Genomic DNA, 25,455 nt, shown 5'->3' with positions numbered 1-25,455 from the left:
GTCGTTCGAGCGGGGGGAGCGTGCGATCGCAAGGCGCTGAAGCGCCCTCGACGGGAGTCCTCCCCCCGCTCGAGCGAAGCCGAGAGTGGGGAGGAGCTACCAGGGCGTTTCGGCAACGCCGCTGGGGCCCCACGCCCTTGAGGCAGTCGGGGAGTGCCTGCCAGGCGTCGCGCGCCCGGCCGGGGACATGACACAGGCTCTCAGCCCTGCTTGGGCGCCGTCGGTGTGGTGCGGCGCAGGGTGAAGGAGTGGCCTGCCGGGTCGGCGTAGCCGCGCTCCTCGAAGGGGCCGGACGCGTCCTTCGTGTCCAGAGGGCGTCCGCCGAGTTCGATCACCTTGCGTTCCACCGCGTCCAGGTCCTCCACCATGAAGTCCAGATGGACCTGGAGGGAGTTCTCGGGGCGCGGCCAGCTGGGCGGCGTCGCGTTCACATCGCGGCGGAAGGCCAGCCGGGTGCCGTCGGCGCCCCTGATCTCCACGCGGTTGGCGGTCGCGTCCGTCTCCTCGGCCGCCAGCAGCTCCTTGTAGAACACGGCGAGCTTCTCGGGCTCGAGGCAGTCGAGCACCAGATAACCCGCTTCCACCAGTGGCATGTCTCCTCCGAACGGTCCGGGGCGCGGGACTTCGTGTCCCGCGGCCCTGTACCTCACGGATATCCCGGTCCGGCGGATTCAGTCGGCGGCCGTACGCTCCCCCGCCGCACGTGGCCGTGCCCGGATCTCCGCCAGCCGTGCCGCCGCAGCGCTCAACAGCAGGTCCAGGGCGGCCGGATAGGAGCTGCGGGGCATGTCGGCCACGAGGTGGCGGGCCGTCGCGGCGATGTGCGGGTGCGTGTCGGCGGGCAGCCGGGCGTAGGTGGCCCGCCACACCCCCGCCTCCCCCTCCTGGGCGGACTTCGGCAGCGCCGTGCTCGCCGAGTCGAGGGCGCCGAAGGCGAGGGACTGGTCGACGAAGGCGTGGTAGATCCGCACCGCCTCGGCGTCCGGGAAGCCGGCGTCCCGCAGCACACCGAGGATGGTCTCGACGGCCTGGATCTCGTACGCCCGCCCCGTCACCCGGTACGAGCTCAGGACGGCCGCCCGCGGATGGGCGAGGGCGCCCGCGTGCATGCGCAGACCGAGATCGCGCAGGTCGGATCGCCAGTCGCCGGTGGGCCGCCAGATGCGCAGGGTACGGCCGATGAGCTCGTCGGCGATGGCCAGCATCAGGTCGTCGGTGTGCCGGAAGTAGCGGTACAGCGAGCTCGGATCGGCGCCGAGGGCCCGCCCGAGGCGGCGGACGGACAGGGCCTCCGCACCGTGCTCCTCGATCAGTCTGAGGGCCGTGGCGACGATCAGTTCCTCGGACAGGACGACGCCCTGCTTGGTGGGCCGTCTGCGCCGACGGGCGGTGGGCGGGACGACGCGCTCGCTCATGTGACTGCCTCCCCGGGCCGGTGCTCGCACCTTATGACAACACCGTTGACCTGTTAAGTCCCCGGGCAGTTTCATGTGCGTTCACCGGGGCCGCCCAGGCCCCCAGGTGCGAGCGGAGACCGGCCATGTCCGACCAGCCCTTCGGTGCAGCCCCACCAGCGCGGCCCGCGCTGCGCAAGTCCCTCGGCGTGCTCGACGGCATCGCCATCGCCGCCTCCAGCACGGCCGCCACCACCAGCATCGGCATCGGCCTGGGCGTCACGGCCGGTGTGGTGGGCCTGCATCTCCCGGCGATCATGCTGCTGGCGTTCCTGCCGGTCCTCGGCATCGCGGGCGCCTTCTCGCGGCTGAACCGGGTGGAGCCGAACGCGGGCAACGGCTATGTCTGGGTGGGCCGTTCGCTCAGCCCGTGGCTGGGCTTCATGGTCGGCTGGGTGAACATCGTGGCGACGCTGGCGTTCCTCGCGTACACCACCGCGGTGACCGGGTCGGCGCTGATCCAGCTCGCCGGGGAGGCCGGGCTGCACCGGGTGGCCGGGCTCGCCCTGGACCCGGGTTCGACGGTGCAGACGACCGCGGTCGGCATCGTGGTCCTGGTCGCCGTCACGCTCACCGCGGTCACCGGCATCCGGACGGCGGCGCGGCTGCAGACCGGGCTGCTGGTCTTCGAGTACGTCGTCCTGCTCGGGTTCTGCGGATACGGCATCGTCCACGGGCCGCACGCCTTCAGTCTGAGCTGGTTCGATCCCTTCGCCATCCCGTCGGCGTCGGCGCTCGCCCAGGGACTGCTGCTGTCGGTGTTCTGCTACTGGGGCTTCGAGGCCGCGTTCAGCGTGAACGAGGAGGTGCGCGACCCGCGCGACGCCTCCCGCGCCGGGATCATCACCCTGGTCACCATGCTGACCCTCTTCCTGATCGGCTCGGTGGCCTTCCAACGAGTGCTGTCCGAGCCCGAGTTGGCCGGGCACGGCGCTCAGGGCCTTGCGTTCTTCGGGGACCGGCTGGCCTCCCAGCCACTGGCCGCGCTCCCCCTGGTGGCGCTGACGTTCTCGGCGGTGGCCTCGCTGCAGGCCGGTGTGATTCCGACGGCACGGGCGATGTTCGCGATGAGCCGGGACCGTACCCTCGGGCCGGTGTGGTCCAAGGTCAGCTCCCGGTACGGGACTCCGGCCGCCGGGACGCTGCTGATCGGCACCCTCGCCACGGTGATCGCGGCCCTCGCCCTGGTCATTCCGCGGCTCGCGGACATGATCATGGCGACGGTGAGCGCCGTGGGCATCGTGGTCGCGCTGTCGTACGCGCTCACGGCCCTCGCGGCGGCCGTGCGCTTCCGCTCGCTGCTGCGCGAGGACTGGCGCCAGGGCGTACGGGCGGTCGTGCTGCCCGCGCTGAGCGCCGTGGCGCTGCTCGGACTCGGCGGTTGTCTCGGCTGGTCCTTCTACTCCTCCGCCGACCATCTCGAACTCCGCGCGGACAACGGCTGGTTCCTGCTCCTGACTCCCCTGGCGATGATCGCGTCGGGCTTCTTGGCCGCCGCGTGGGCCAAGTGGGTGCGCAGGTCGCCGTACTTCCGCACGGGCGACGGCACGGACGCCGACGCGCCGCAGCTGCTCGCCGCCCCCAACTGACCCCGACCAGGAACGGAACATGCACGCAGACCTTCTCTTCACCGGCGGTCCGGTCCTCTCTCCCGAGGGCCGTACCGCCACCGCCGTGGCCGTCACCGGTGACCGCATCACCGCCGTCGGGCACGACGAGATCCACGATCTCGCCGGGCCGCGGACCGAAGTGGTCGAGCTGGCCGGGCGGTTGCTGCTGCCGGGCTTCCAGGACGCGCACGTCCACCCGATCCCGGCGGGGCTGGAACTGAGCCAGTGCGACCTGACCGGGGCACGGACGGCGCACGAGACGCTCGCCGCGGTCCGCGCCTATGCCGACGCACATCACGAGCGGGAGTGGATCCTCGGCGGCGGCTGGTCCATGGAGGCCTTCGAGGGCGGTACGCCGACCAAGGAGCTCCTGGACGCCGTCGTCCCCGACCGGCCGGTCTACCTGCCCAACCGCGACCACCATGGCGCCTGGGTCAACAGCCGCGCCCTGGAGTTGGCGGGCATCGGCCGCGACACTCCGGACCCGGCCGACGGGCGCATCGAACGGGACGCCGCTGGCGAGCCGAGCGGCACCCTGCAGGAGGGGGCGATGCAGCTCGTCGGGCGGCTCACTCCCCCGGCCACCGCCGCCGACCGGCTGGCGGCGCTGCTGCAGGCGCAGCGCCATCTGCACGCGCTGGGCATCACAGCCTGGCAGGACGCGCTGGTGGGGGACTTCCTCGGCATGGACGACCCCTCGGGGGCGTATCTGGCAGCGGCGCGGGACGGTTCACTGACCGCACGCGTCGTGGGTGCGCTGTGGTGGGACCGCGAACGCGGGGCCGAGCAGATCCCCGAACTCGTCGAGAAGCGAGCCAAGTTGAGCCACGGCCGGTTCCGCGCCGGCTCCGTGAAGCTGATGCTGGACGGGGTCGCCGAGAACGGCACGGCCGCCCTGCTCGATCCCTATCTGGACAAGTGCGGCTGCGCCACCGCCAATCGCGGCAAGAGTTTCATCGACCGTGGTCAACTTCCGAAGTACGTGACCGAGTTGGATGCCCTGGGCTTCCAGTGCCATTTTCACGCGCTGGGCGACCGCGCCGTACGCGACGCCCTTGACGCCGTGGAGGCGGCGCGCACCGAGAACGGGCCGAGCGACACCCGGCCGCATCTGGCGCATCTTCAGGTCGTGCACCCCGAGGACGTGGCGCGCTTCGCCCGGCTCGACGCGACGGCGAACATCCAGCCGTTGTGGGCCGCGCACGAACCGCAGATGGACGAGCTGACCATTCCGTTCCTGGGTGCCGAACGGGCCGCGTGGCAGTACCCCTTCGGTGCGCTGCTGCGCTCCGGTGCCCGGCTCGCGGCGGGCAGCGACTGGCCGGTCAGCAGCCCCGACCCGCTGGAGGGGATCCATGTCGCGGTCAACCGAGTGACACCCGAAGGCGACGGCGCCCCGGTGTTCCTGCCCGGCGAACGCATCGGCCTCGCCGAGGCGTTGACCGCGTACACCGCGGGATCGGCCCATGTGAACCACCTCGACGACACCGGCCGGATCCAGGTCGGCGCGCTGGCCGATCTGGTGGTCCTTGACCGTGACCCGTTCGACGGGCCGAGCGAGGCGATCGCACAGACCGGTGTGGACCTGACCTACGTGGGAGGGGAGGCAGTGTACGCAGCTCACGAGGCGTAGGCAGTAACGCACATCACGGTGAGGTCACGCGTAGATCATTTACGCTCTGGGCAGCCTCGTATCGCTTCTCGGTTCAACTTTCGGCCATGGAAGCTCAGTTCGAGGGCACGGGTGGCCATTTCGGCCACCCGTTCGCAGGGCCGGGGGGACTCTGCATCGCCGTCTCCCGGAAGGAAGCGCATGCCTCAGGACGTCACGTTCGATCCCCCCTTCGGCACCCTCATCAGCAGACATCAGGGGATTCCCTGGCCTTCCTCCAGCTGTAGCGCGCCCCGGATCCGGTGGTCGCGCTTCGCCTGACCGACCGCACGGGCGACCGGCGAGGCCGTCGCAGAAGGCACAGAAAACTCTCGGACACGACCGACCGACCGCCACGGTCGATCGATTCCTTTGTCATGTCCACAGCTTGAATGTCCGCAGCTTGATGGGAGACCGGTGTGAAATCCCGAGTCGCAGGTACTGTCCCGCAGACGTCCGTCGACAGCTCGATCCCGGCGCAGCCGAGCGCCCCGCTCCAGCCCACCGAGGCGGCGAACGCCCTGGTCCGCCTCCTGGAGAAACGCATCAAGGGGAGCACGGAGGAGCACCGAAGCAGCCAGAACGCCGCTCGGCAGCGGCTGGACGCACTCATATCCCCCGGCTCCAGTACGACGCTGCACGCGACGGGAGCTCTCCATCTGGCGCGGCCCGCGTTCCTCCCGCCCGACGAGGAGGGCCAGGCCAGGCTGAGGCACCTCGACGCCGGTCTGAGCCTCATAGAAGCGGCCTTCCCCCAAGTCGGCACCGATATCGAGCTCTGCCGGCTGACCTGCACGATGCTGGAAGGGGCCTGGAGGAGCCGGGCACTCACCCCGCCGCGCGAACAGGAGCAGACCACCGACTGTGCCTGCCCGCTGTGCCGTCGGCTGCCCACACCACCCGCACGCACGCTGGGTGACTACAACTGGCGGCAGAGCGCCGGTCGTCCCCTCACCGTCAAGGCCTGGCCGTACCGCGAGGAACTCGACAGCGTCCTGACCGCCGGATGGATCTGGGTCCGGCAGTTGAACGACCTGGAACGAGACCTTGGCCTGCGCCACCGTTTCGAAGACGACATCCTCGTCTTCCACGAGTACAAGCGCGTGATCGACACCATCGACACCGCGAGCGTCATCCGACTCGTCGAAAGCCGCCTGGCCGAGAATTTCAGCACCAACAGCGCCCGAGCCCTGGTCTGCGGACTCTACGCAGCCCACAAGCGATCCGCCGACGAGTACTGGCTCCAACAGCACCAAGCAGGCAGTGTAAGGCTCCCCCAGACCAACCCGCTGAGCCAGAGCGCCTATTCGGCCCTGCAGATGCTGGACTGCCTGTTCTGGCACGTCTCACCCGACACCGAACTCTGGCAGGAGGAACACCTCGCCTCCCTGCTGCTGTGCCGCGTCATCGACGACATGGCCGACGTACGAGTCGACTCCCTCACCGGCGAGATCAGCAACTTCTGGCTCGCCGACATACCCACCCACACCAAGGCCCTCTACGCCGCCTGCACGATCGCCCTCATCAAGTACGGGTGCCTGCCCGAGGCGCATGAACCGATGTGGAACACCTGGCTGTTGAACAGCACCATCGTCTGGATGGGCCTCACGGGCCGCCACGCCCTGTGGTTCGACGGCATCACCGAGGGCCTCCCCCCGGCCGAGGACTGCCCGCTGTGCGACCTGCAGCCCGATCCGTGCACCGGCATCCTCACCCACGGCACGACCCTGACCATCGGCCCGCGACCCACCGCACCGGCACTGAGCTCCCGGGCCGCCGAGCTGTCCGCACTCTGCCGAGCCCAATTCCCCCGGACATGGGCGCTCTTCGACGCCGAGCTCCATGCCTTCGAGGCACTGCACGGCGCCTGGCAGGGCAACACCGACAGCACATGGGAGATCCTGCGACGCACCTACATCGCCGCCGTGGAGGCATCCATGGACACACCGTCCACGGACCGCGCCCGACAGGTCCAACAGGACGCCGGCGCAGTCGGCTCCGAAAAGTTCTCCACCCTGTACGAGCCTCGAACCGGCAGAGAAGACACCGCGCTGCTCTCCTACATGTTCGGCTGCGCCCACCCGCACTTCATCTGGAACGCCACGGGATCCCGTCCCACGAGCGTCCAAGGCGACTGGCTCGACGGCTGAGGGAGACCGGCCTGCCGCATGGGACAACGCTGCTGCCCGGCCGGTTTCCGGCCGGGCAGCAGCACGCTCGCTCACACCGGGAACTCGACCGGCAGTCTGTCCAGCCGGGACTCCCAGGTGGAGGCGGTCGACGTGAGCTCGTCCGCCTCCACTGCCAGCCGCAGGCCCGGCAGCCGGTGCAACAGGACGTCCACCGCGATCTCGATCATGGACTGCCCCATGCTCTGCCCGGGGCATTCGTGCGGGCCCGAACCGAACGCCAGGTGCGCCTGGTTGCCCGCCACCGAGACATGCGTGTCGGGCCGGATCTCGGGGTCGAAGTTGCCCGGGGCGAGCCCGAGAACGAGCAGGTCGCCCCCCTCGATGCGATGCCCGCCCAGTTCGACGTCCCCGGCGGCGAAGCGCCCCGGCAGTACGGACAGCGGCGGAGAGTTCCACATCGCCTCCTCCATCACCGCCGAGATGTTCAGCTGACCGCCGATCAGCCCGGAGAGCCGGGAGGTGTCGGTCAGGACCAGCCCCAGCACCCGGGCCAGCAGGTTGGTCGTGACGGCCGCGGCGATCATCACCATGCGCAAATGGTCGACGACCTCGTCGTGGTCGAGAGCCGCGTGATGCTCCAGCAGGTCGCTGGCGAGGTCGGAGCCGGGTTCGGACTGTCTGCGCTCGACGAGTTCACGAAGGATCTCCCTGATCACGCCGTCGTGCACCAGGGCTTCCGCGCCGCCCTTGAGCACCCCCGAGCAGGCCTCGACCAGCCGGCGCCCCTGCGCCTCGGCGAGCCCCAGAACGCGGCTCATCACGAGCATCGGCACATAGTCGGCGTAGTCCGCCACCAGATCGGCGCGGCCGTCGGCCGCGAACCCGTCGATCTGCTTGTTGGCGAAGTGCGTGGCGTGGCGCCGGATACCGCGGCCGACAGCGGCCTGCAGCACGTCGTTGACGGCGCCGCGCAGCCTCCGGTGCGGTTCGCCGTCCTGGGACACGCAGTCAGGACGCCAGGCGAGCATCGGAATCAGCGCGGAGGTCTCCGCGATCCGTCCTTCCTGCCAGTCCCGCCAGGTCCGCGCGTCCCGGGGGAACTGGCTGGGATTGTCGAGCACCCGCCGACTCTCCCGGTAGCCCAGCACCAGCCAGGCCGGAACGTCACCCTCCAGCAGCACCGGCGCGACGGAGCCGTGCTCCTTGCGCAGCCGCTCGTAGATGGCCTGCGGGTCAGTGGCCGCGTCCGGGCCGTACAGCCGCGCGAGTTCCGCCCCGCCGTGCGCGACGGGGCACCCGCGGGGCGCGTCGGGGCCGTTTAAAGTCTGGGCGTTCATCGGGACTCCAGTGCGACGGCGGAGCGGTCCTTCAGATGGCGTATCAGCGTGACGAGCACGTCACGGCTGGAGGCACGGTCGCGGGCGTCGCAGGCCACGACCGGAATGCTCTCGGGTATGTCCAGGGCGTCGCGGATCTCCTCGACCGGATAGTCCTTCGAGTCGGGGAAGACGTTCAGGGCGACGACGAACGGGACGTTCTGCCGCTCCATCTCCTCGATGGCCCGGAAGCTGGAGGCCAGGCGCCGCGTGTCGACCAGGACCACCGCGCCGAGCGCGCCCTTGAACAGTCCGTTCCACAGGAACCAGAAGCGCTCCTGCCCCGGGGTGCCGAACAGGTACAGCATCAGGCTGTCGTTGAGGCTGATCTTGCCGAAGTCCAGGCTGACGGTGGTCTCCGTCTTGTCGGCGACGCCGATGAGATGGTCGACGTCGGCGCTTGCCTGGGTGAGCGTCTCCTCGGTGGTCAGCGGCTTGATGTCGCTGACCGAGCGGACCATGGTGGTCTTCCCGGTGCCGAAGCCGCCGGCGATCATCACCTTCACCGAGCGGGTGCCGCCGGCTGCCGGGCGGCCAGGGTGATCAAAGCCGTTCAAGTCCACTGAGTACCTCCTCAAGGAGCGCGAGGTCGGGCCCGCGACCGGCACCGTGCGCCGGGATGGGGTCACGGGCTTCGACGCGGCCTGCCTCGAGCAGATCCGCCAGCAGCACCGCGAGAATGTTGAAGGGCAGTCCCAGATGGGCGCCGAGTTCGGCCACCGACAGCGGATCGCGGCAGCGCCGGAGGATGTCCTCGTGTTCGTGCTGCATACCCGGTGCGGGGGCGGCCAGGGAGACGATGAGGGTCGCCACGTCGAGACTCGACGCCGAACCGCCCGGTCCGCTGCGCCCCCCGGTGAGGACGTAGTAGCGCTCGAGACCGGACGGGTCCGTGGGCCTGCGGGGAGCACTCATCCAGAGTGCTCCTCCAGGCGCGGAGTGGTGCCGAGGAGCTCGCCCATCCTCCGGGCCAGGTCCCTCATCTGGTGTCCGAGCAGCCCCTGGTCGAGGCCTTCGCGGGCCAGCACCCCGAGATACGTCTCCACACCGGCCCGTACGACGAAGAGGTGCCCACCGTCGACCTCGATCATGGCCAGCCGCAGCTGCCCGGCGTACCTGGGGAACTGCTCGGCGACCGGCTGGGCCAGCGCCTGCAGGCCGGCCACCACGGCCGCGAAACGGTCCACGTCGTCGGGGTCTTCGGCGCCAAAGGAGGTGATGGCCTTGCCGTCGCTGGAGGCCACGAGGGCGAAGCGGATCTCCGGGATGGACTCCACCAGATCGCGCAGCGCCCAGCTCACGTCGGTTCCCTGTTGCGTCATGTGGACTAGTCGCTCTCTTCAGTGCGGTGCTCGGCGGACCGGCTGCCGAAAGGCGGCGTGTCCTCCGTGGTGGACTCCTCGTCTGCCTCGCGGCCGGCGGTGGCAAAGGCAGCCAGGCCGGTGAACGAGGCGTCCGGCGGGACGGCGGAGACCGTGGTCTCCTCGGTGCGCTCGGCCGGCTGGGGCCGCGCCGTGCCCTCCCCCTCGTGCCGTTTGCTGCGGCGCCGGGGCAGTCCGCCGGGAGTGGTCTCCACCGCCTCGGAAGGCTCGGCCACCGGCTGGGCCGACACCGCCGCCGGTACCGCCGCAGCCGCCGCGGACGGGGCCGCCGAGGCCGACGCCGTGGTCGTGGCAGTCGTCGCAGCAGCCGTGGGAAGCGGGCTGAAGTACTTGTGCGGGACCACGACCACCACCGAAGTGCCGAGCCAGGGCGAGTCCGCGAAGGTGACGCGGATGCCGTAGCGGCGAGCCAGGGCGCCCACCACGCGCAGACCGATGTTGGCGTCCTCGGAGATTCCGCCGATACCGGGTCCGGCCGCGCTGCCGGTGAGGGCCTCCTCGGCCTCGCGCTTCTTCTCCTCGCTCAGGCCCTTGCCGGAGTCCTGGATCTCGATGCCGACGCCGTTGGGCACCTCCTTGCCGGAGACGAGCACGGGCTCGCTGGGCGGCGAGTAGCGGGCCGCGTTGTCCAGCAGCTGGGCGAAGATCAGCGTGAGGTGGTCCACCAGGCCGCCGTCGACGCCGAGTTCGGGCAGATGACGGACCTCGACGCGGTGGAAGTCCTTGATCCGGCCGATACCGCCACGGACCACGCTGAGCAGGCGCTGCGGCTCCTGCCACTGCCGACCCGGGCGGTCCGAGCCGCCGAGCACGCCGATGCTCGCGGCGAGCGAGTCGGCGGGGCCGAGTTCCTGGTCCAGTTCCATCAGACCGCGGGCGACGGCCGGCAGCCGGCCGTGCTCGCCCTGCATCTCGTGCAGCCGGCCGCGGAGCTTGCTGGTCAGCACGTGGATGCGGTTGCCGATGCTGATCACGGCCTGCTCGGCGGTGGTGGAGCGGTTGAACTCCTCCTCGACGCCGATCAGGGCGGTGCGCAGCACCTTGCGCAGTTCGGCCTGCAGGTCGGCGCTGACCTTGGCGCACTGGCCGGGCTCGGGCAGCAGGTCGTCGATGGCCTCACCGGCGCGCAGCTGCTTCAACGCGTCGGGCAGCTGCTCGTTGGCGAGCCGTGCCACCGCGTCGTGCTGGTGGGCGAGCTGCTCCTGCCAGACCTCGGCCTGGTCGGCGAGCTGGGCCTCGTACGACTTGGCCTGGTCGGCGAGGCGTCCCTCGAAGGCCCTGGCCTGTTCGGTCAGTTGGGCCTCGTACGTCGCGCTCTGCTCCGCCAGCCGCGCCTCGTAGGCGCCGGCCTGGTCGCCCAGCTGGGCCTCCAGCGAGCCGCGCTCGGCGGCGTACTTCCGCTCCAGGCCCGCGACATGCTGCTGCCACTGCTGCGAGTGCTCGGCCTGCGTGGCGCGGAAGGAGCCCTCGCTGGCGCTCAGCTGCGTGCGGGTGCGGAGCAGCAGCCGTACGCACACGGCGCTTGCGGCAGTGGCCGCGATGCCCGCGACACCGGCGGCGATTCGCTCGGAGCTCATGAACGTGGCGGCAACCGTCCCGCCTCCTAAGGCCAGCGGCATCAACCACCAGCTGTACCAGGCGACAGGGGCCCGCGCCGCCGGCGGCGGAGTGGCGAGTTCCATCTGCATCCTTACAAGCAACACGAACGAACAGGGGGGTGTGCAAGGGGGAGCGCACTGATGCGTGAAGCACCACGGGACGACCGATCGCGATCGAGTCAACTCGCAGCGCCGCACAGGAGCTTATCGGGTTTGAACCCGAAAGGATCAACCTCGAACAGCCGACGGAAGTGAGGGTTCCATCACTCTCAGCCAGCGACCCACACATCGACAAATCCCTTTGCGGACCTGCGAAATTGTCAGGTGATGACAATTCACCTGTTTATGACTGTCCGCCGTTGATAAGCCCTGACGGATTACCGACGGGTATCGTCGCGGCCGTGCCGAAGAGAGCCGCTGTGCCGGTGGAGGAGCCGCGCGGTCCGTTCAATGCGTTACCGACGGGACTGCACCTCCACCTCAGACCGTTCTTCGCCGACATCACCGAGGAGGTCGTACGGGCGATCAGGACCGAGATCCCCGAGTACGCACGCCCCACCGACGACACGTACATGCAGGGTGTGCACCGCGGCGTGGACCATGCGCTGCAGGGCTTCCTGGAGCGGATGGCGAAGCCGGACACGGACTGGGAGCCGGTGAAGGCGACGTATCAGCGCATCGGCCGCGGGGAGGCCGAGGAGGGGCGCAGTCTCGACTCGTTCCAGTCGGCGCTGCGGCTGGGTGCACGGGTGACATGGCGGCGGGTGAACGCGCTGGTCGACGCGGACCTGCTGCCGCGCAATGTGCTGGCGGCCTTCGGCGAGGCGCTGTTCCTGCACCTGGACGAGATGGCGGCGGCGACGACCGCCGGCTACACGGAGGCGCGGCTGCACGCGGCCGGTGAGCTGCAGCAGCGGCGTACCCGGCTGCTCGACCTGCTCACCGCGGATCCGCCCGCCTCCGCGGAGGCCATCGCGGACCTCGCGCACAGCGCACGCTGGCCGGTGCCGCGCGCGCTCGCGGTGGTGGCGATCGACCACCGCCCGCAGGCGGGCGGGCAGCCGATCGTGGCGCCGGAGTTCCTCGCCCGCTTCGACGTCCAGCCGGCCGTACTGGTCGTGCCGGACCCCGAGGGGCCCGGGCGGGCGCGGGCGGTGGCCGGGGCGCTGCACGGACGGCGGGCCGCGATGGGCCCGACGGTGGCGCTGCAGGAGGGGGCGCGGTCGCTCCGCTGGGCGTCCGAGGCCCTGGACCTGGTGCGGCGGGGCGTGCTCCCGGGCAGTGAAATGGTGCGCTGCCAGGACCACTTGGCCACGCTGCTGCTTCTGCGCGACGACGCTCTGATCGACGCCATGACCGAACACCGGCTGCGCCCGCTGGAGCAGGTGCGGCCACCTCAACGCGAGCGCCTGGCGGAGACCCTGCTCAGCTGGCTGCAGTGCGGCCACAACGCCAGCGAGGTCGCCGTCCGGCTGGCCGTGCACCCCCAGACGGTGCGCTACCGCATGCGCCAGCTGGACGAGCTGTTCGGCTCCCGACTGCACGACCCGGCGGCCCAGTTCGAGATGCAGCTGGCCCTGCGCGCCCTGGAGCTGCGCCGCGGCGCTACAGGGACTGGCGCAGGGTGACCGTCATGGCGGTGAAGCCGCCCCGCCCGTAGAAGCGGATGGCATCCGCGTTCGCCGCGTAGGCGGTCACCTCGGCGTGCACTGACAGTGAGCACTTCTTGGACACCTGTCCCGCTATAGTAGACACCTGTCCAGGAAATCGACACAAGAATGACGGAGCCCCGCAATGGAGACGCTCGCGAACGTACTGGTCGCTCTGGTGGCCGCCCTGCATGCCTACATCCTGGTGGTGGAGATGTTCCTGTGGCAGAAGAAGCCCGGGCGGGCGCTGCACGGGTTCGACCGGGAGATGGCGCGGGCGACCGCCCCGATGGCCGCCAACCAGGGGCTCTACAACGGCTTTCTCGCGGCCGGTCTGGTCTGGGGCCTGATCGCGGCGGACCCGACGGGATTCCGCGCCCAGGTGTTCTTCCTGTGCTGCGTCGTGGTCGCAGGCGTCTACGGCGCCGTCACGGCCAACCGCCGCATCCTGTTCGCGCAGGCGCTGCCCGGCGCGCTCGCCCTGGCCGCCGTCCTGATCGCGCAGTGACCCGCCGCGCGCCCCATGACCCGCGGGCCGCGCGCACCCGGGCGCGGCTGCGGGAGGCACTGCTCGCGGAGTGCGCCGAGCGGCCCCTCGCCGAGGTGGGGGTCGCGGCGCTGGTACGGCGGGCCGGGGTCGGACGGGCCACCTTCTACGTCCACTACGCCGACCTGGAGGCGCTGGCCGTCGACGCCTGCGCGGATGTCGTCCGGGAGGCCGTGGAGGCGCTGCACTCCTGGCAGGGCCGCCCGGACCCGGTGCACGCGCCGCCCGCGCTGGCCGAGTTCTTCGCCTCCCTCTCCCCGCACGCCGGCCTGTACCGGGAACTGCTGGCCCCGGGCGGCGGCGGCCCCCTCGGCCGGGTGCTGCACCGGGACCTGCGCGCCTACAGCCTCCGCGAGCGCGAACGGGCGGGCGCGGCGGATGCCCCGCTGGTCGCGTCGGCCGTGGCCGCCACCTTCGCGGGCGTGCTGGCCGACTGGCTGCACGGCCTTCTCAACGGCGACGCGGCTCATATCGCCGACGAGGTATGGCAGTTGCTGGTGGCCCTGCACGCGAGCCGGTGACGTCGGCTCACGTGCAGCCCATGCCGGCCTTCACCAGCGGCCAGGCCTCGACGCCGTCGGACGTGCGGATGCAGGCCCTGCCCGGCTCGCCGGTCAGCCACAACTGCCGGTCGTGGAAGCGGTATCCGGTGTCGTGGGCGCCTGCGGGCATGCGGACGTCTCCGTCGTACGGAGAGGTGAGCATGCCGTCGGGGAGCACTCCACCCGGATCGCGGGCGTACAGCCTGCCGTTCTTGCCGTCCCCCAGCGAGAGGAAGTGCGCCTTCTGCCAGTCGCCGTTCGCGTCTAGCGGGCGGCCGTCTGGAAGGTGCGCCGGTAGGCCTGCGGAGAGACCCCGATCGCGGCGTGCAGGTGCTGGCGCAGGGACGCACCCGTTGCGAAGCCGACGCGGCCGGCGATCTGGTCGACGGACAGGTCGCTGGACTCCAGCAGGTGCCGGGCGCGGATCACGCGCTGCTGGACGATCCAGCGGCCGGGGCTGAGGCCGACCTCCTCGTTGAAGCGGCGGGCGAAGGTGCGCAGGCTCATCCGGGCGTGGCCTGCGAGGTCGGACAGGGTGAGCGGTTCGTCGAGGCGTCCGAGGGCCCAGGCGCGGGTCGCGGCGGTGCTCGCGGCCCCGCTCTGAGGGACCGGCTGCTCGATGTACTGGGCCTGACCGCCGTCCCGGAACGGGGGTACGACGCAGCGACGGGCCACGGCGTTGGCCAGCTCACTGCCGTGGTCGGTGCGCACGATGTGCAGGCAGACGTCGACGCCGGAGGCGGCGCCCGCCGAGGTGAGGATGCGGCCGTCGGCGACGAAGAGCACGTCCGGGTCGAGGTCCACCTGCGGGTAGCGCCGCCGGAACGCGTCGGTCACCTGCCAGTGCGTGGTGGCCCTGCGGCCGTCCAGCAGTCCCGCCGCCGCGAGGACGAAGGCGGCCGTGCAGATGGAGACGATCCGCGCCTCCGGGCGGATGAGGGCGAGGGCGGCGGCGAGCTCCGCGGGCAGTTCGGCGGGGATGTGCGAGGGGGTCATGGAGGCGACCACCACCGTGTCGGCCGTGGCCAGGATCTCCGGACCGTGCTCCACCCCGATGGTGAAGTCGGCGCAGGAACGCACCGGTTGGCCGTCGACGCTGCAGGTCAGCACCTCGTACCGGCCGTCGGCGGCGCCGAAGATGCGGCTGGGGATACCCAGCTCGAAGGGGTACACGCCGTCCAGGGCCAGCACCACGACCCGTTCCACCTGCCGCTCATCGGTCATGGCACGATCTTATCGAAGGTTGGCAATCGTGCCATTTTCTTGTCGGGCGGACCGCGGCAGGCTGGGTGACCATGAGCGATGTGAACACGATGCGAGCCATCAGCCAGGACGTCCTCGGCGGTCCCGAGGTCCTCAAGGAAGTGCAGTTGCCGCGCCCCGAACCGCGTACGAACGAGGTGCTGGTCCGCGTGCGCGCCGCCGGCGTCAACCCGACCGACTGGAAGCACCGCGCGAACGGCGGTTTCCTGGGCGAACCGCCGTTCGTCCTGGGCTGGGACGCCTCCGGCACGGTCGAGGCGGTCGGGATCGGCGTCGCCCGGTTCAAGCCCGGCGACGAGGTCTTCGGCATGCTGTCGTACCCGTTCGGCCACGGCTCGCACGCCGAGTACGTCACCGGCCCTGCGCGCTGGTTCGCGCACAAGCCGGCCTCGATCGACCACACCCAGGCGGGCGCACTGCCACTGGTCTCCCTGACCGCCTGGCAGGCCCTGGTGGAGTACGCCGACGTCCAGCCGGGACAGCGGGTGCTGATCCACGCGGCGGCGGGCGGGGTCGGGCATGTGGCCGTGCAGATCGCCAAGGCGCGCGGCGCACAGGTGATCGGCACGGCGAGCGCGGGCAAGCACGACTTCCTGCGCGAGATCGGGGTGGACGAGGCGATCGACTACCGGGAGACGGACTTCACCGAGGCCGTGAAGGACGTGGACGTCGTCCTGGACACGATCGGCGGGGACACCTCGACGGACTCGCTGCGCGTGCTGCGCCCCGGCGGGATCGTCGTCTCGATCCTGCCGGTCGGTTCGAGGGACTTCGACGAGGAGGCGGAGCGGCTCGGTGTACGGGCGCTGCGCATGCTGGTGGACGCCTCACACAGCGGTCTGAAGGCGATCGCGGAGCTGGTGGAGGCGGGGAAGTTGCGCCCCGCGATCGCCAGTACCTTCCCGCTGGCCGATGCCGCCGAGGCACACAGGCTCGGCGACACCGGCCGGACCACGGGGAAGCTGGTCCTGACGGTCGACTGAGTCAGAACGTCAGCACGGGCTTGATCGCCTTGCCCGCCCCCATGTCCCGCACCGCCTGGTCGATGTCCGCGAACGGATAGGTGCTGATCAGGCGGTGCAGCGGGAGCCGTCCCTCCTTCACCAGCTGCACCAGGGACGGAATGAACGACTGTGTCTCGGCGTCGCCCAGGGTGAGGCCGACGACCTGCTTGCCGCCCAGCAACCCGTTGACGTCCAGGGCGACTTCGCTGCCGAAGGGCGGCGCCCCTACGACGACCAGGGTGCCGCGGGCGGCGAGTGCGTCGACGCCCTGGCGCAGCACGGCGACGCTGCCGGTGGTTTCGACGACACCGTCGGCGCCCCGGCCGCCGGTGATCTCCGCGAGCGCCTCGCCGAGGTGGGCCTCGCCGACGTTGACGGTGTGGGTGGCGCCCAACTCCTCGGCGAGCAAGAGGCGTTCACCGACCTTGTCGACGGCGACGATCCGGGTGGCGGGGGTGAAGGCGGCGGCCATCACGGCGGACAGGCCGACGGCGCCGGCGCCGAGGACGACGATCGTACTGCCCGTCACGGGCTTCAGCACGTTCCAGACGGCGCCCACGCCGGTCTGCACACCGCAGCCCAGCGGTGCGATCGACTCCAGCGGTACGTCCGTGTCGACCTTGACGAGGCTGCGCTCGTCCACCAGCGCCCGCTCGGCGAAGGAGGACTGGCCGAAGAAGTGGCCGCCGAGCGGGGCGCCGTCCCGGCTGATGGTGGAGGTGCCGTCGGCGCGGCGGCCGCCGATCAGGTTCAGCGGCAGCCAGGTCGCGCAGTAGGCGGGGTGGCCGCCGTGGCAGTTGCGGCACTCCCCGCACGAGGTGAAGGACAGCACGACGTGGTCGCCGGGCGCGATGCCCGTGACGGCCGATCCGACGGCCTCGACGACGCCGGCGCCCTCGTGGCCGAGCACGCCCGGCAGCGGGAAGGGCAGACCGCCGCTCGCGACCCCGAGGTCGGTGTGGCACAGGCCGGTGGCCACCATGCGGACGACCGCCTCGTGGGGCCCGGGCTCGTCGAGCTCGACATCGGCGAGCGTGAAGGGCGCACCGCCGGACTCGACGACAGCGGCGCGGGTGGTGATGGACATCGTACGAACTCCCTTGACTTTCAGGCGTGTTCGGGCGTGTTCGGCCGCGCTCAGTCGAGCGAGACGACGACGGACTTGACCTTGGTGTAGGCGGCGAGGGCCTCGGGCCCGTACTCGCGGCCGAAGCCTGAGTCCTTGACGCCGCCGAAGGGCACCGCGGGGTCGAGCATGGCCCAGTCGTTGATCCAGACGATGCCGGCCTGGAGGCGGTCGGCGATGCGGTGGGCGCGGGCGAGGTTGCTGGTCTGGATGCCCGAAGCCAGGCCGTACGGCGTGGAGTTGGCGAGCTCGATGGCCTCGTCCTCGGTGTCGAAGGGCTGCACGGTCAGGACCGGGCCGAAGATCTCCTCCTGGACGACGCGGGAGTCGTTGGACAGGTCCGCGATGACGGTGGGCTTGTAGTAGTAGCCGCCGTCGAGGTCGAGCCGTTCGCCGCCGCAGACGATGCGGCCGCCCTCCTTGCGGGCGATGTCGACGTATTCCTCGACCTTCTTCAGGTGCTTCTCCCCCGCCATCGGTCCGACGACCGTCTCGGGGTTGCGCGGGTCGCCGACCGGGACGCCGGGGACGGCCTCGGCGAGGATGCCGAGCAGGGTGCTGTAGACCGGGCGGGCCACCAGCAGGCGCGGGCCGCCCATGCAGAACTGGCCGGTGTTGAACACGAAGGCCTTGATGATCGCGCCGACGGCCTTCTCCAGGTCGGCGTCCTCGAAGACGATGTGGGCGGCGTTGCCGCCGAGTTCCATGGTGACGGGCTTGAGGGCCTCGCCCGCGGTGCTCGCCACATGGCGGCCGATCGCGGTGGAGCCGGTGAAGGCGACCTTGTCGACGCCGCGGTGGCGCAGCAGGGCCTCGCCGGCGACCGGGCCGGTGCCGGTGACGACGTTGACGACGCCGTCGGGAACGCCCGCCTGCTGGAGCAGCTTGGCCATGTACAGGGCGCTGAGCGGAGTCTCGTCGGCCGGCTTGTGCACGACGGTGTTGCCGGCCGCGAGCGCCGGGCCGATCTTCGAACCGGCCAGGATCAGCGGGAAGTTGAAGGGCGTGATCGCGGCGACCACGCCGATCGGCTCGCGCTTGGTGTACGCGAGGGCGTTCATCGGGGTGTCGCGGACGGCGCCGTCCAGGGAGTAGGCGAGGGCGGCGAAGTGCTCGTAGTCGTTGGCCGCATTGGTGATGTCGACGGCGTGGCACAGCGAGATGGGCTTGCCGACGTCGAGGCTCTCCAGACGGGCGAGTTCGTCGGCGTTCTCACGGATCAGCTCGGCGACGCGGTGCAGGACACGGCCGCGCTCGCGGCCGCTCAGCCCGGACCAGGCGCCGCCGTCGAAGGCCTCCCGGGCGGCGCGCACGGCCGCGTCCACGTCGGCGGCGCCCGCCTCCGCGACGGTGGTGACGACCGCGCCCCGGGACGGGTCGACCACCTCGGTGCGCGCTCCGTCGGCGGCCTCGCGCCACTGGCCCCCGACAAACAGCCGTCCGGGTTCGATCTCGAAGGCGGTCATCACCACTCCTCAGCCTCATTGCCAAGTTTTCAACAAACAGGATTCCTGTTGGTTCGCAGTTTCATTACAGACAGGTTTCCTGTCAATGCTCTAGGCTGAACTCATGCTGGACACCCAGGCGACCAAGACGTCCCCTTCCCTGCTCTACATGGTGAAGCAGGTGGAGCTGGTGGTGCGCTCGCACCTGGACGAGCTGGTCAAGCCGTCCGGGATCACCGCGCTGCAGTACACCGCGCTCACCGTCCTGGAGCGGCACGACGGGCTGTCGGCCGCCCAGCTCGCCCGCGACTCGTTCGTCACCGCCCAGTCCATCGCCGATCTCGTACGGTCCCTGGAGAGCCGAGGGCTGGTGCGCCGGGAGCGCAATCCGCGCAATCGACGCGAACTGCTGATCCTGCTGACGGACGCCGGACGGGAGCTGCTGGAGCAGGTCGCGGCACCCGTGCGGGAGCTGGAGGAGCGGATGGTCCGGGATCTCACGGCGCACCAGACCGAGCAGCTGCGCCAGGCGCTCTCCAAGGCCTGGCACGCACTGTCATAGGCCGGCCACGCCCACCACAGGAGTGCTTCACCGCAATTCGAAGACATATGTCAATCGAACATGCTCAAATTCACTCCATCGAGGGTAACTTGCAGGGCGGAGCAGGTTGGAGGCGATGTCGTCGTGCACCAGGAGCCCGCACCGCCGACCCGGCATCTGCGTGTCCACCAGGACCGGGGCCATACGGTGCTGGAGTTCCACGGCGAGATCGACATCGCCGCGGCCCTGGAGATCGCCCCCGTTCTGGACCGGATGACGGCACGCCCCGAGGTCCGCCTGGTGATCGACCTGCGGCCGGTCGACTTCTTCGACTGCTCCGGGTTACGCCTGCTCTACCGTGCCCGCGCCCGGGTCCTCGACCAGGACGGCGAGCTGCGGCTCGTCTGCACGCACCCGCTCGCCCTGCGCATCATGCGGGTCACCGGACTGACCCGGCTGCTGCCCGCACACCCGACCCTGGACGCGGCCCTGGGACAGCCCGAGGCCACGTCCGGGTCGTTGTGAAACTCCCTACTTGAGGATCTTGGTGACCTGACCCGCACCGACCGTCCGGCCGCCCTCACGGATGGCGAACTTCAGGCCCTCCTCCATGGCGATGGGCTGGATCAGCACGACATGGATGCTGGTGTTGTCGCCCGGCATGACCATCTCGGTGCCCTTGGGCAGGGTCACCACACCGGTGACGTCCGTGGTGCGGAAGTAGAACTGCGGGCGGTAGTTCTCGAAGAACGGCGTGTGCCGGCCGCCCTCGTCCTTCGACAGGATGTACGCCTGCCCCTCGAACTCCGTGTGCGGGGTGACCGAGCCGGGCTTGATGACGACCTGCCCGCGCTCCACGTCCTCGCGTTTGACACCGCGCAGCAGCAGCCCGACGTTCTCCCCGGCCCGGCCCTCGTCGAGCAGCTTGCGGAACATCTCGATGCCGGTGACGGTGGTCTTCGTCTTCTGCTCGTGGATGCCGATGATCTCGACCTCGTTGTTGACGTGCAGCACCCCGCGCTCGATCCGGCCAGTGACGACGGTGCCGCGGCCGGTGATGGTGAAGACGTCCTCGATCGGCATCAGGAACGGCTTGTCGACGTCCCGCTGCGGCTCGGGCACCGCCGTGTCGACGGCGTCCAGCAGGTCCAGCACCGACTGGGTCCACTGCTCGTCGCCCTCCAGGGCCTTCAGGGCGGAGACCTTGACGACCGGGACGTCGTCGCCGGGGAACTCGTACTCACTGAGCAGTTCGCGCACCTCCAGCTCGACGAGTTCCAGGATCTCCTCGTCGTCCACCATGTCGGTCTTGTTGAGGGCGACGACGATGTACGGCACGCCCACCTGCCGGGCCAGCAGCACATGCTCCTTGGTCTGCGGCATGGGCCCGTCCGTGGCCGCCACGACCAGGATCGCGCCGTCCATCTGGGCCGCGCCCGTGATCATGTTCTTGATGTAGTCCGCGTGTCCGGGGCAGTCGACGTGCGCGTAGTGCCGGCGCTCGGTCTGGTACTCGACGTGGGCGATCGAGATCGTGATACCGCGCTGCCGCTCCTCGGGTGCCTTGTCGATCTGGTCGAACGGCGTGAACGGGTTCAGGTCGGGAAACCTGTCGTGCAACACCTTGGTGATGGCCGCCGTGAGCGTCGTCTTGCCGTGGTCGATGTGACCGATCGTGCCGATGTTCACGTGCGGCTTGGTCCGCTCGAACTTCGCCTTCGCCACTGCAACCCCTCCTGAGCATCCCTGTGATGCCGAGCGTTGCTCGCTACCTCATGTCTATTCGCTTCGCGGCGCGTCGAACAGGGCACTGACGGACTCCCCGTTGTGAATGCGTCGTACGGCCTCGGCGAGGGCGGGGGCGATGGACAGGATCCGCAGCTTCTCGGTGCGCTCCTCCTCCGGGACCGGCACGGTGTTGGTGCACACGATCTCCAGTACGTCGGGCTGCTCGCCGATCCGCTTGAGCGCCCCGGCCGCGAACAGGCCGTGCGTACAGGCCACCCGGATGGACCGCGGCCCCAACTCCCGCAAACGGTCGAGGAGTTCGAGGACGGTGCTGCCCTTGGCGATCTCGTCGTCCAGGACGATGACGTCCCGGTCGGTGACCTCGCCGATCACGGAGCTGATGGAGACCCGGTCGTCCGCGTAGCGCTGCTTGGCGCCGGCGGCGACCTGGGCGCCGATCATCCGGGCGAAGGCGGCCGCCTCCTTGGCGTTGCCGAGGTCCGGCGAGACGACGGTGGTGCGGGACAGGTCGTACTGCCGGAAGTAGGCGGCCAGCTCCCGCCGGGCGTGCAGATGGTCGACCGGTACCGAGAAGAAGCCGTGCACCTGCGGCGAGTGCAGCGTCATGGCGAGGACCCGGCTCGCGCCCGCCGCGACCATCAGGTCCGCGACGAGCCGGCCGCCCAGGGAGATCCGGGGCGCGTCCTTCTTGTCGGAGCGGGCGTAGGAGTAGTGCGGCATCACGACGGAGATCCGCGCCGCCGACGCGCCGCGGGCCGCGTCGCACATCAGCAGCAGCTCCACGAGGTGCTCCTGGACCGGCCGGACCAGGGGCTGGATCAGGAAGACGTCGCGCTCGCGGCAGTTGGCCTGGAGCTGCACCTCCAGACAGTCGTTGGCGAAACGGCTGACCCGGGTGGGGCTGAGCGGCACACCGAGATGCGCACAGACCTCCGCGGCCAGGTCGGGGTGGGCACTGCCGCTGAACACGGAGATGTCTCGCACGATCCGCTCCTCGCGTGATCATTCCGGGGGACGGGTTCATGCTACTGACCGCGGAAATTGGGTTGCGGTGCGCCACCGGCCGCGCGCCATGATGTCCCGGTCCGAGTCCCTCACCTCAGGAGATCCCATGCGCCGACTCCTCGGAATCGACCAGCGCCCCCATCGGCCCACGGTTCTCGAGGACTCGACCCCGCATGAACACCCTGAACATCGGCATTCTCGCCCACGTCGACGCCGGTAAGACCAGCCTCACCGAGCGGCTGCTGTTCGACCACGGAGCGATCGACCGGCTCGGCAGCGTCGACGGCGGTGACACCCGTACGGACGACGGCGCGATCGAGCGGCAGCGCGGCATCACCATCCGCTCCGCGGTCGCCGCGTTCACCGTCGGCGACACCCAGATCAACCTCATCGACACACCCGGGCACTCCGACTTCATCGCCGAGGTCGAGCGCGCCCTGGAGGTCCTGGACGGTGCGGTGCTGCTGCTGTCCGCCGTGGAGGGCGTGCAGGCGCAGACGAGGGTGCTGATGAGGACGCTGCGGCGGCTGCGGCTGCCCACGCTCGTCTTCGTCAACAAGGTCGACCGTGCGGGCGCCCGGTCCACGGGCCTGCTGGCCGACATCCGGCGCAGGCTGACGCCGTACGTCGCACCGCTCTCGGACGTGACGGGCATCGGCACCGCCGACGCCCGCGTGACCGTACGCCCGCCCGGGGATCCGCAGCTGGCCGAGGCGCTCGCCGAGGTCGACCCCGAGGTCCTCGCGGCGGTCGTCGACGGCCCCGCGCCCACGCCCGACGACCTGCGCAAGGCGCTCGCCGCGCGGACCGCCGACGGCTCCTTCCACCCCGTCTTCTTCGGCTCGGCCCTCGGCGGACAGGGCGTCGCCGAGCTCGTCGAGGGCATGGTCGGGCTGATCCCGCCGGCACCGCAGGCCGAGGGCGCCGGCCCGCGCGGCACGGTGTTCGCGGTACGCCCCGGCCCGGGCGGCGAACGGACGGCGTATCTGCGGCTCTACGACGGCGAGGTGACACCGCGGCAACGCCTCACTCTGCTGCGGCGCGAGGCCGACGGCCGCACCACGGAGGTCTCCGGACGGGTCAACCGCCTCGAGGTCATCGGCCGGGAGGAGCCGCTCACCGCGGGGAACATCGCGGCGATCGGCGGCCTCGGCGGGGTGCGGGTGGGTGACCGGCTCGGTGAGCTCACGGACCGCGCACCGCAGTTCGCGCCCCCGACGCTGGAGACCGTGGTCCGTGCCCGCCGACCCGGGCAGGCGGCGCACCTGCGCAAGGCGCTCCTCGCCCTCGCCGACCAGGACCCGTTGATCCACGCCGGTCCGGCGCCCGCGGGAGCCACCTCGCTGCTCCTCTACGGCGAGGTCCAGATGGAGGTGATCGCGGCGACCCTCGCCCAGGACTTCGGCGTCGAGGCCGACTTCGAGCCGGGCCGCGTGCGCTTCCTTGAGCGGCCGCGGGGGGTGGGTGAAGCCTGCGCGGAGATGCCGTGGCACCTGGGCACGCGGTACTGGGCGACCATCGGGCTGCGCGTGGAGCCCGGACCGCGCGACTCGGGTGGGGTGTTCACGTACGAGACGGAACTCGGCGCACTCCCCCGCGCCTTCCACCAGGCGATCGAGGACACGGTGCACACGAGCATGCTGGCCGGGCTGTCCGGGGCGCCGGTGACGGACTACCGGGTGACGCTGATCCGCTCCGGCTACTGCTCGCCGATCAGCACGGCGGCCGACTTCCGCGGTCTCACCCCGATCGTGCTGCGCCGCGCGCTGGAGGCGTCGGGGACCCGGCTGTACGAGCCGTACCACGCGTTCGAGACGGAGGTCCCGTTCGACGCGCTCGCTCCGGTGACCGCGGAACTCGCCTCGCGTGGAGCGGAGTTCAGCGGCACCACGGCCGGCTCCTCGTCCTGGCTGATCACCGGTGAGCTGCCGGCCCGCCGGGTGCGCGAGGTCGAGCTACGGCTGCCGGGGCTCACGCAGGGCGAGGGGGTGTGGTGGTCGCGTCCGTCGGGTGACCGGGCGCTGCGGTGAGCTGCGCGGGCTGTGCGAGGAGGGGTCGTCGGGTCGTGTGCGGCCCCGGTTGTGGCTGGTCGCGCGGTTCCCCGCGCCCCTATGGGGCGCGGTCGCGCCCGCCGCAGGTCAGGGCCGTTCACCACGACACCGGCAGGCGGCTCGGGCTTCGTGTCATCTGGCCCTTTCGCCACTCGATCGTGTCGGATGTGAACTCGGCGCGGAGGTCGGGGAAGCGGGTCGCGAGGCGGTGTAGGGCGAGGCCGAGTTCGAGGCGGGCCAGCCAGGCGCCCAGGCAGTGGTGGGGGCCGGCGCCGAAGACGATGCTGGGGGCGGTCAGCGGGGTGAACAGGTCCGGTGGGCCGGCCGGGAACACGTCGGGGTCGCGGCTGGCGGCGTTGGTCTGGACGGCGACCACGCTGCCCGCCGGGATCGTCACGCCGCCGACCTCGGTGTCCTCGACGGCGCGGCGGATCAGGCCGGGCAGTACCCGCCCCTCGCTGAGCGGGACGGCCCGCAGCAGCTGTTCGGCCGCGAGGGCCGCCGTCTCCTCGTCCTCGGCGAGCCCAGGCCAGGCCTCCTGCCGATCGGTGAGGAGGTAGACGACGATGTTGCCGAGGGCCGTCATGGTGGTCTCGTGGCCCGCGACCACCAGCCCGCACACCAGCATCACCAGTTGTCGTTCGTCGATGTCCAGGCTGTCGCCCGCCGCCACCAGGCCGCTCACCAGGTCGTCACCAGGGGTCTTGCGCCGCTGGGTGACCAGGTCGGCGGCGAAGTCACCGAACTCGTGCATGGCGGCGACGACTTGCTCCCGGGTGTGCGCGCCGCCGGAGAGTGCGTGGTCGGCCCAGTGGCGGATGCGCTCGCGGTCGACGTGGTCGAGCCCCATCAGCCGGGAGATGACGGAGACGGGCAGCGGGCGGGTGAAGCCCTCGATGATGTCGGCGGGACGGTCCTGCGCGGCGAAGTCGTCGAGGAGAGCCTCCACCACCGTGGCCACCCAGGGCCGCCAGCGGGCGATCGCGCGCGGCGTGAACGCCCGCTGGACGGTGCCGCGCAGGCGTTGGTGCGCCTCGCCGTCCTGGTTGAGCAGCCCGTTGGGGTCGTCCAGCAGGTTCGGTACGACGAGCAGCGGCGGCGCGTCCTCGGCATGCAGGGAACTCCTGTTGAACCGGGGGTCCATGAGCACCTGGCGTACGTCGGCGTAGCGGGTCACCAGCCACACCGGGGTGCCGGTGGCGAGGGTGAGGGGACGGGGCGGTCCGGGTTCGGGGAGGTCGATGCGGTGCATGGGACAGAGGGGCCGGGACGTGCTGTGTGTACTCATCCGGGACTCCAGGCGCGCCGGTATGGAGAGTTCTCCACGCTA

The 25,455-nt window shown here is 70.7% G+C and carries 25 protein-coding genes; 10 read left to right on the top strand and 15 right to left on the bottom strand.

Going from position 1 to position 25,455, the window contains the following annotated elements; genetic code table 11:
* Positions 1–200: 200 nt before the first annotated feature.
* Positions 201–593, bottom strand: coding sequence for a VOC family protein (locus ABD355_RS17420; RefSeq protein ID WP_344401306.1), 393 nt, complete (start codon positions 591–593; stop codon positions 201–203).
* Between the two features lie 78 nt (positions 594–671).
* Entirely contained in the window at positions 672–1,415 is a 744-nt protein-coding gene (locus ABD355_RS17415) for a TetR/AcrR family transcriptional regulator (protein WP_344401305.1), read from the bottom strand.
* A gap of 125 nt (positions 1,416–1,540) precedes the next feature.
* On the opposite strand from ABD355_RS17415, the gene ABD355_RS17410 reads away from it, so the two are divergent.
* The 3 genes from ABD355_RS17410 to ABD355_RS17400 all read left to right on the top strand — a co-directional run bounded on the left by ABD355_RS17410 (position 1,541) and on the right by ABD355_RS17400 (position 6,865).
* Positions 1,541–3,043, top strand: coding sequence for an APC family permease (locus tag ABD355_RS17410; protein WP_344401304.1), 1,503 nt, complete (start codon positions 1,541–1,543; stop codon positions 3,041–3,043).
* A gap of 19 nt (positions 3,044–3,062) precedes the next feature.
* Positions 3,063–4,697, top strand: a complete 1,635-nt coding sequence (locus ABD355_RS17405; protein ID WP_344401303.1) for an amidohydrolase — start codon at positions 3,063–3,065, stop codon at positions 4,695–4,697.
* Positions 4,698–5,134: 437 nt separating this feature from the next.
* Positions 5,135–6,865: a hypothetical protein gene (locus ABD355_RS17400; protein WP_344401302.1), complete on the top strand. Its 1,731-nt coding sequence runs from the start codon at positions 5,135–5,137 to the stop codon at positions 6,863–6,865.
* Between the two features lie 71 nt (positions 6,866–6,936).
* Here the strand turns inward: ABD355_RS17400 and ABD355_RS17395 are convergent, their stop codons facing one another.
* The 5 genes from ABD355_RS17395 to ABD355_RS17375 are packed head-to-tail and all read right to left on the bottom strand — an operon-like array spanning position 6,937 to position 11,287.
* Entirely contained in the window at positions 6,937–8,184 is a 1,248-nt protein-coding gene (locus tag ABD355_RS17395) for a cytochrome P450 (protein ID WP_344401301.1), read from the bottom strand.
* Positions 8,181–8,786 (bottom strand): GTP-binding protein, encoded by a 606-nt coding sequence (locus ABD355_RS17390; RefSeq protein ID WP_344401300.1) that lies wholly within the window; start codon positions 8,784–8,786, stop codon positions 8,181–8,183. The genes ABD355_RS17395 and ABD355_RS17390 overlap by 4 nt, the downstream gene beginning before the upstream one ends.
* On the bottom strand, positions 8,767–9,138 hold the full coding sequence (locus ABD355_RS17385) for a DUF742 domain-containing protein (RefSeq protein ID WP_266951094.1): 372 nt from the start codon (positions 9,136–9,138) through the stop codon (positions 8,767–8,769). Before ABD355_RS17385 ends, ABD355_RS17390 begins: the two co-directional genes overlap by 20 nt.
* Positions 9,135–9,545 (bottom strand): roadblock/LC7 domain-containing protein, encoded by a 411-nt coding sequence (locus ABD355_RS17380; protein ID WP_099933429.1) that lies wholly within the window; start codon positions 9,543–9,545, stop codon positions 9,135–9,137. Before ABD355_RS17380 ends, ABD355_RS17385 begins: the two co-directional genes overlap by 4 nt.
* 5 nt (positions 9,546–9,550) lie before the next feature.
* Entirely contained in the window at positions 9,551–11,287 is a 1,737-nt protein-coding gene (locus tag ABD355_RS17375; RefSeq protein ID WP_344401299.1) for an ATP-binding protein, read from the bottom strand.
* Between the two features lie 317 nt (positions 11,288–11,604).
* Here ABD355_RS17375 and ABD355_RS17370 point away from each other — a divergent pair, with 317 nt between their 5' ends.
* Positions 11,605–12,831 (top strand): PucR family transcriptional regulator, encoded by a 1,227-nt coding sequence (locus tag ABD355_RS17370; protein ID WP_344401298.1) that lies wholly within the window; start codon positions 11,605–11,607, stop codon positions 12,829–12,831.
* On the opposite strand, the gene ABD355_RS17365 is transcribed toward ABD355_RS17370, so the two are convergent.
* On the bottom strand, positions 12,809–12,958 hold the full coding sequence (locus tag ABD355_RS17365) for a hypothetical protein (protein ID WP_344401297.1): 150 nt from the start codon (positions 12,956–12,958) through the stop codon (positions 12,809–12,811). The genes ABD355_RS17370 and ABD355_RS17365 overlap by 23 nt on opposite strands.
* A gap of 39 nt (positions 12,959–12,997) precedes the next feature.
* Between ABD355_RS17365 and ABD355_RS17360 the strand changes: the two genes are divergently transcribed.
* Entirely contained in the window at positions 12,998–13,360 is a 363-nt protein-coding gene (locus tag ABD355_RS17360; protein WP_344401296.1) for a DUF1304 domain-containing protein, read from the top strand.
* The gene (locus ABD355_RS17355; RefSeq protein WP_344401295.1) at positions 13,357–13,920 is read left to right on the top strand and encodes a TetR/AcrR family transcriptional regulator; all 564 of its coding nucleotides are present in this window, start codon (positions 13,357–13,359) and stop codon (positions 13,918–13,920) included. Before ABD355_RS17360 ends, ABD355_RS17355 begins: the two co-directional genes overlap by 4 nt.
* Before the next feature lie 7 nt (positions 13,921–13,927).
* Here the strand turns inward: ABD355_RS17355 and ABD355_RS17350 are convergent, their stop codons facing one another.
* Both ABD355_RS17350 and ABD355_RS17345 read right to left on the bottom strand, forming a co-directional pair.
* Positions 13,928–14,104: a hypothetical protein gene (locus tag ABD355_RS17350; protein WP_344401294.1), complete on the bottom strand. Its 177-nt coding sequence runs from the start codon at positions 14,102–14,104 to the stop codon at positions 13,928–13,930.
* 101 nt (positions 14,105–14,205) lie between these two features.
* Positions 14,206–15,165, bottom strand: coding sequence for a GlxA family transcriptional regulator (locus tag ABD355_RS17345; RefSeq protein ID WP_344401293.1), 960 nt, complete (start codon positions 15,163–15,165; stop codon positions 14,206–14,208).
* 71 nt (positions 15,166–15,236) lie between these two features.
* Here ABD355_RS17345 and ABD355_RS17340 point away from each other — a divergent pair, with 71 nt between their 5' ends.
* Positions 15,237–16,187 (top strand): NADP-dependent oxidoreductase, encoded by a 951-nt coding sequence (locus tag ABD355_RS17340; protein ID WP_344401291.1) that lies wholly within the window; start codon positions 15,237–15,239, stop codon positions 16,185–16,187.
* A 1-nt stretch (position 16,188) separates the two neighbouring features.
* On the opposite strand, the gene ABD355_RS17335 is transcribed toward ABD355_RS17340, so the two are convergent.
* Both ABD355_RS17335 and ABD355_RS17330 read right to left on the bottom strand, forming a co-directional pair.
* Complete coding sequence (locus ABD355_RS17335) at positions 16,189–17,295, bottom strand: NAD(P)-dependent alcohol dehydrogenase (protein ID WP_344401290.1); 1,107 nt, start codon at positions 17,293–17,295, stop codon at positions 16,189–16,191.
* 50 nt (positions 17,296–17,345) lie between these two features.
* Positions 17,346–18,800 carry an aldehyde dehydrogenase family protein gene (locus ABD355_RS17330; RefSeq protein ID WP_344401289.1) on the bottom strand — a complete coding sequence of 485 codons (1,455 nt, stop codon included), beginning with the start codon at positions 18,798–18,800 and terminating at the stop codon, positions 17,346–17,348.
* Positions 18,801–18,903: 103 nt separating this feature from the next.
* Between ABD355_RS17330 and ABD355_RS17325 the strand changes: the two genes are divergently transcribed.
* Positions 18,904–19,341: a MarR family winged helix-turn-helix transcriptional regulator gene (locus ABD355_RS17325; RefSeq protein WP_344401288.1), complete on the top strand. Its 438-nt coding sequence runs from the start codon at positions 18,904–18,906 to the stop codon at positions 19,339–19,341.
* A gap of 123 nt (positions 19,342–19,464) precedes the next feature.
* Positions 19,465–19,845, top strand: a complete 381-nt coding sequence (locus ABD355_RS17320; protein WP_344401287.1) for an anti-sigma factor antagonist — start codon at positions 19,465–19,467, stop codon at positions 19,843–19,845.
* 6 nt (positions 19,846–19,851) lie between these two features.
* Here the strand turns inward: ABD355_RS17320 and tuf are convergent, their stop codons facing one another.
* Both tuf and ABD355_RS17310 read right to left on the bottom strand, forming a co-directional pair.
* Positions 19,852–21,045 (bottom strand): elongation factor Tu, encoded by a 1,194-nt coding sequence (gene tuf / locus ABD355_RS17315; RefSeq protein ID WP_344401286.1) that lies wholly within the window; start codon positions 21,043–21,045, stop codon positions 19,852–19,854.
* A gap of 54 nt (positions 21,046–21,099) precedes the next feature.
* Entirely contained in the window at positions 21,100–22,053 is a 954-nt protein-coding gene (locus ABD355_RS17310) for a ribose-phosphate diphosphokinase (protein ID WP_344401285.1), read from the bottom strand.
* Between the two features lie 194 nt (positions 22,054–22,247).
* On the opposite strand from ABD355_RS17310, the gene otr(A) reads away from it, so the two are divergent.
* Positions 22,248–24,104: a tetracycline resistance ribosomal protection protein Otr(A) gene (gene otr(A) / locus ABD355_RS17305; RefSeq protein WP_344401284.1), complete on the top strand. Its 1,857-nt coding sequence runs from the start codon at positions 22,248–22,250 to the stop codon at positions 24,102–24,104.
* A 118-nt stretch (positions 24,105–24,222) separates the two neighbouring features.
* Here otr(A) and ABD355_RS17300 read toward each other — a convergent pair whose 3' ends face one another.
* Entirely contained in the window at positions 24,223–25,413 is a 1,191-nt protein-coding gene (locus ABD355_RS17300; RefSeq protein WP_344401283.1) for a cytochrome P450, read from the bottom strand.
* Between the last annotated feature and the right edge of the window lie 42 nt (positions 25,414–25,455).

Source organism: Streptomyces longisporus (assembly GCF_039532765.1).
Lineage (GTDB): Bacteria > Actinomycetota > Actinomycetes > Streptomycetales > Streptomycetaceae > Streptomyces > Streptomyces longisporus.
The sequence above is the reverse complement of the archived record's forward strand: the minus strand, read 5'-3'. Positions and strand labels throughout refer to the sequence as shown.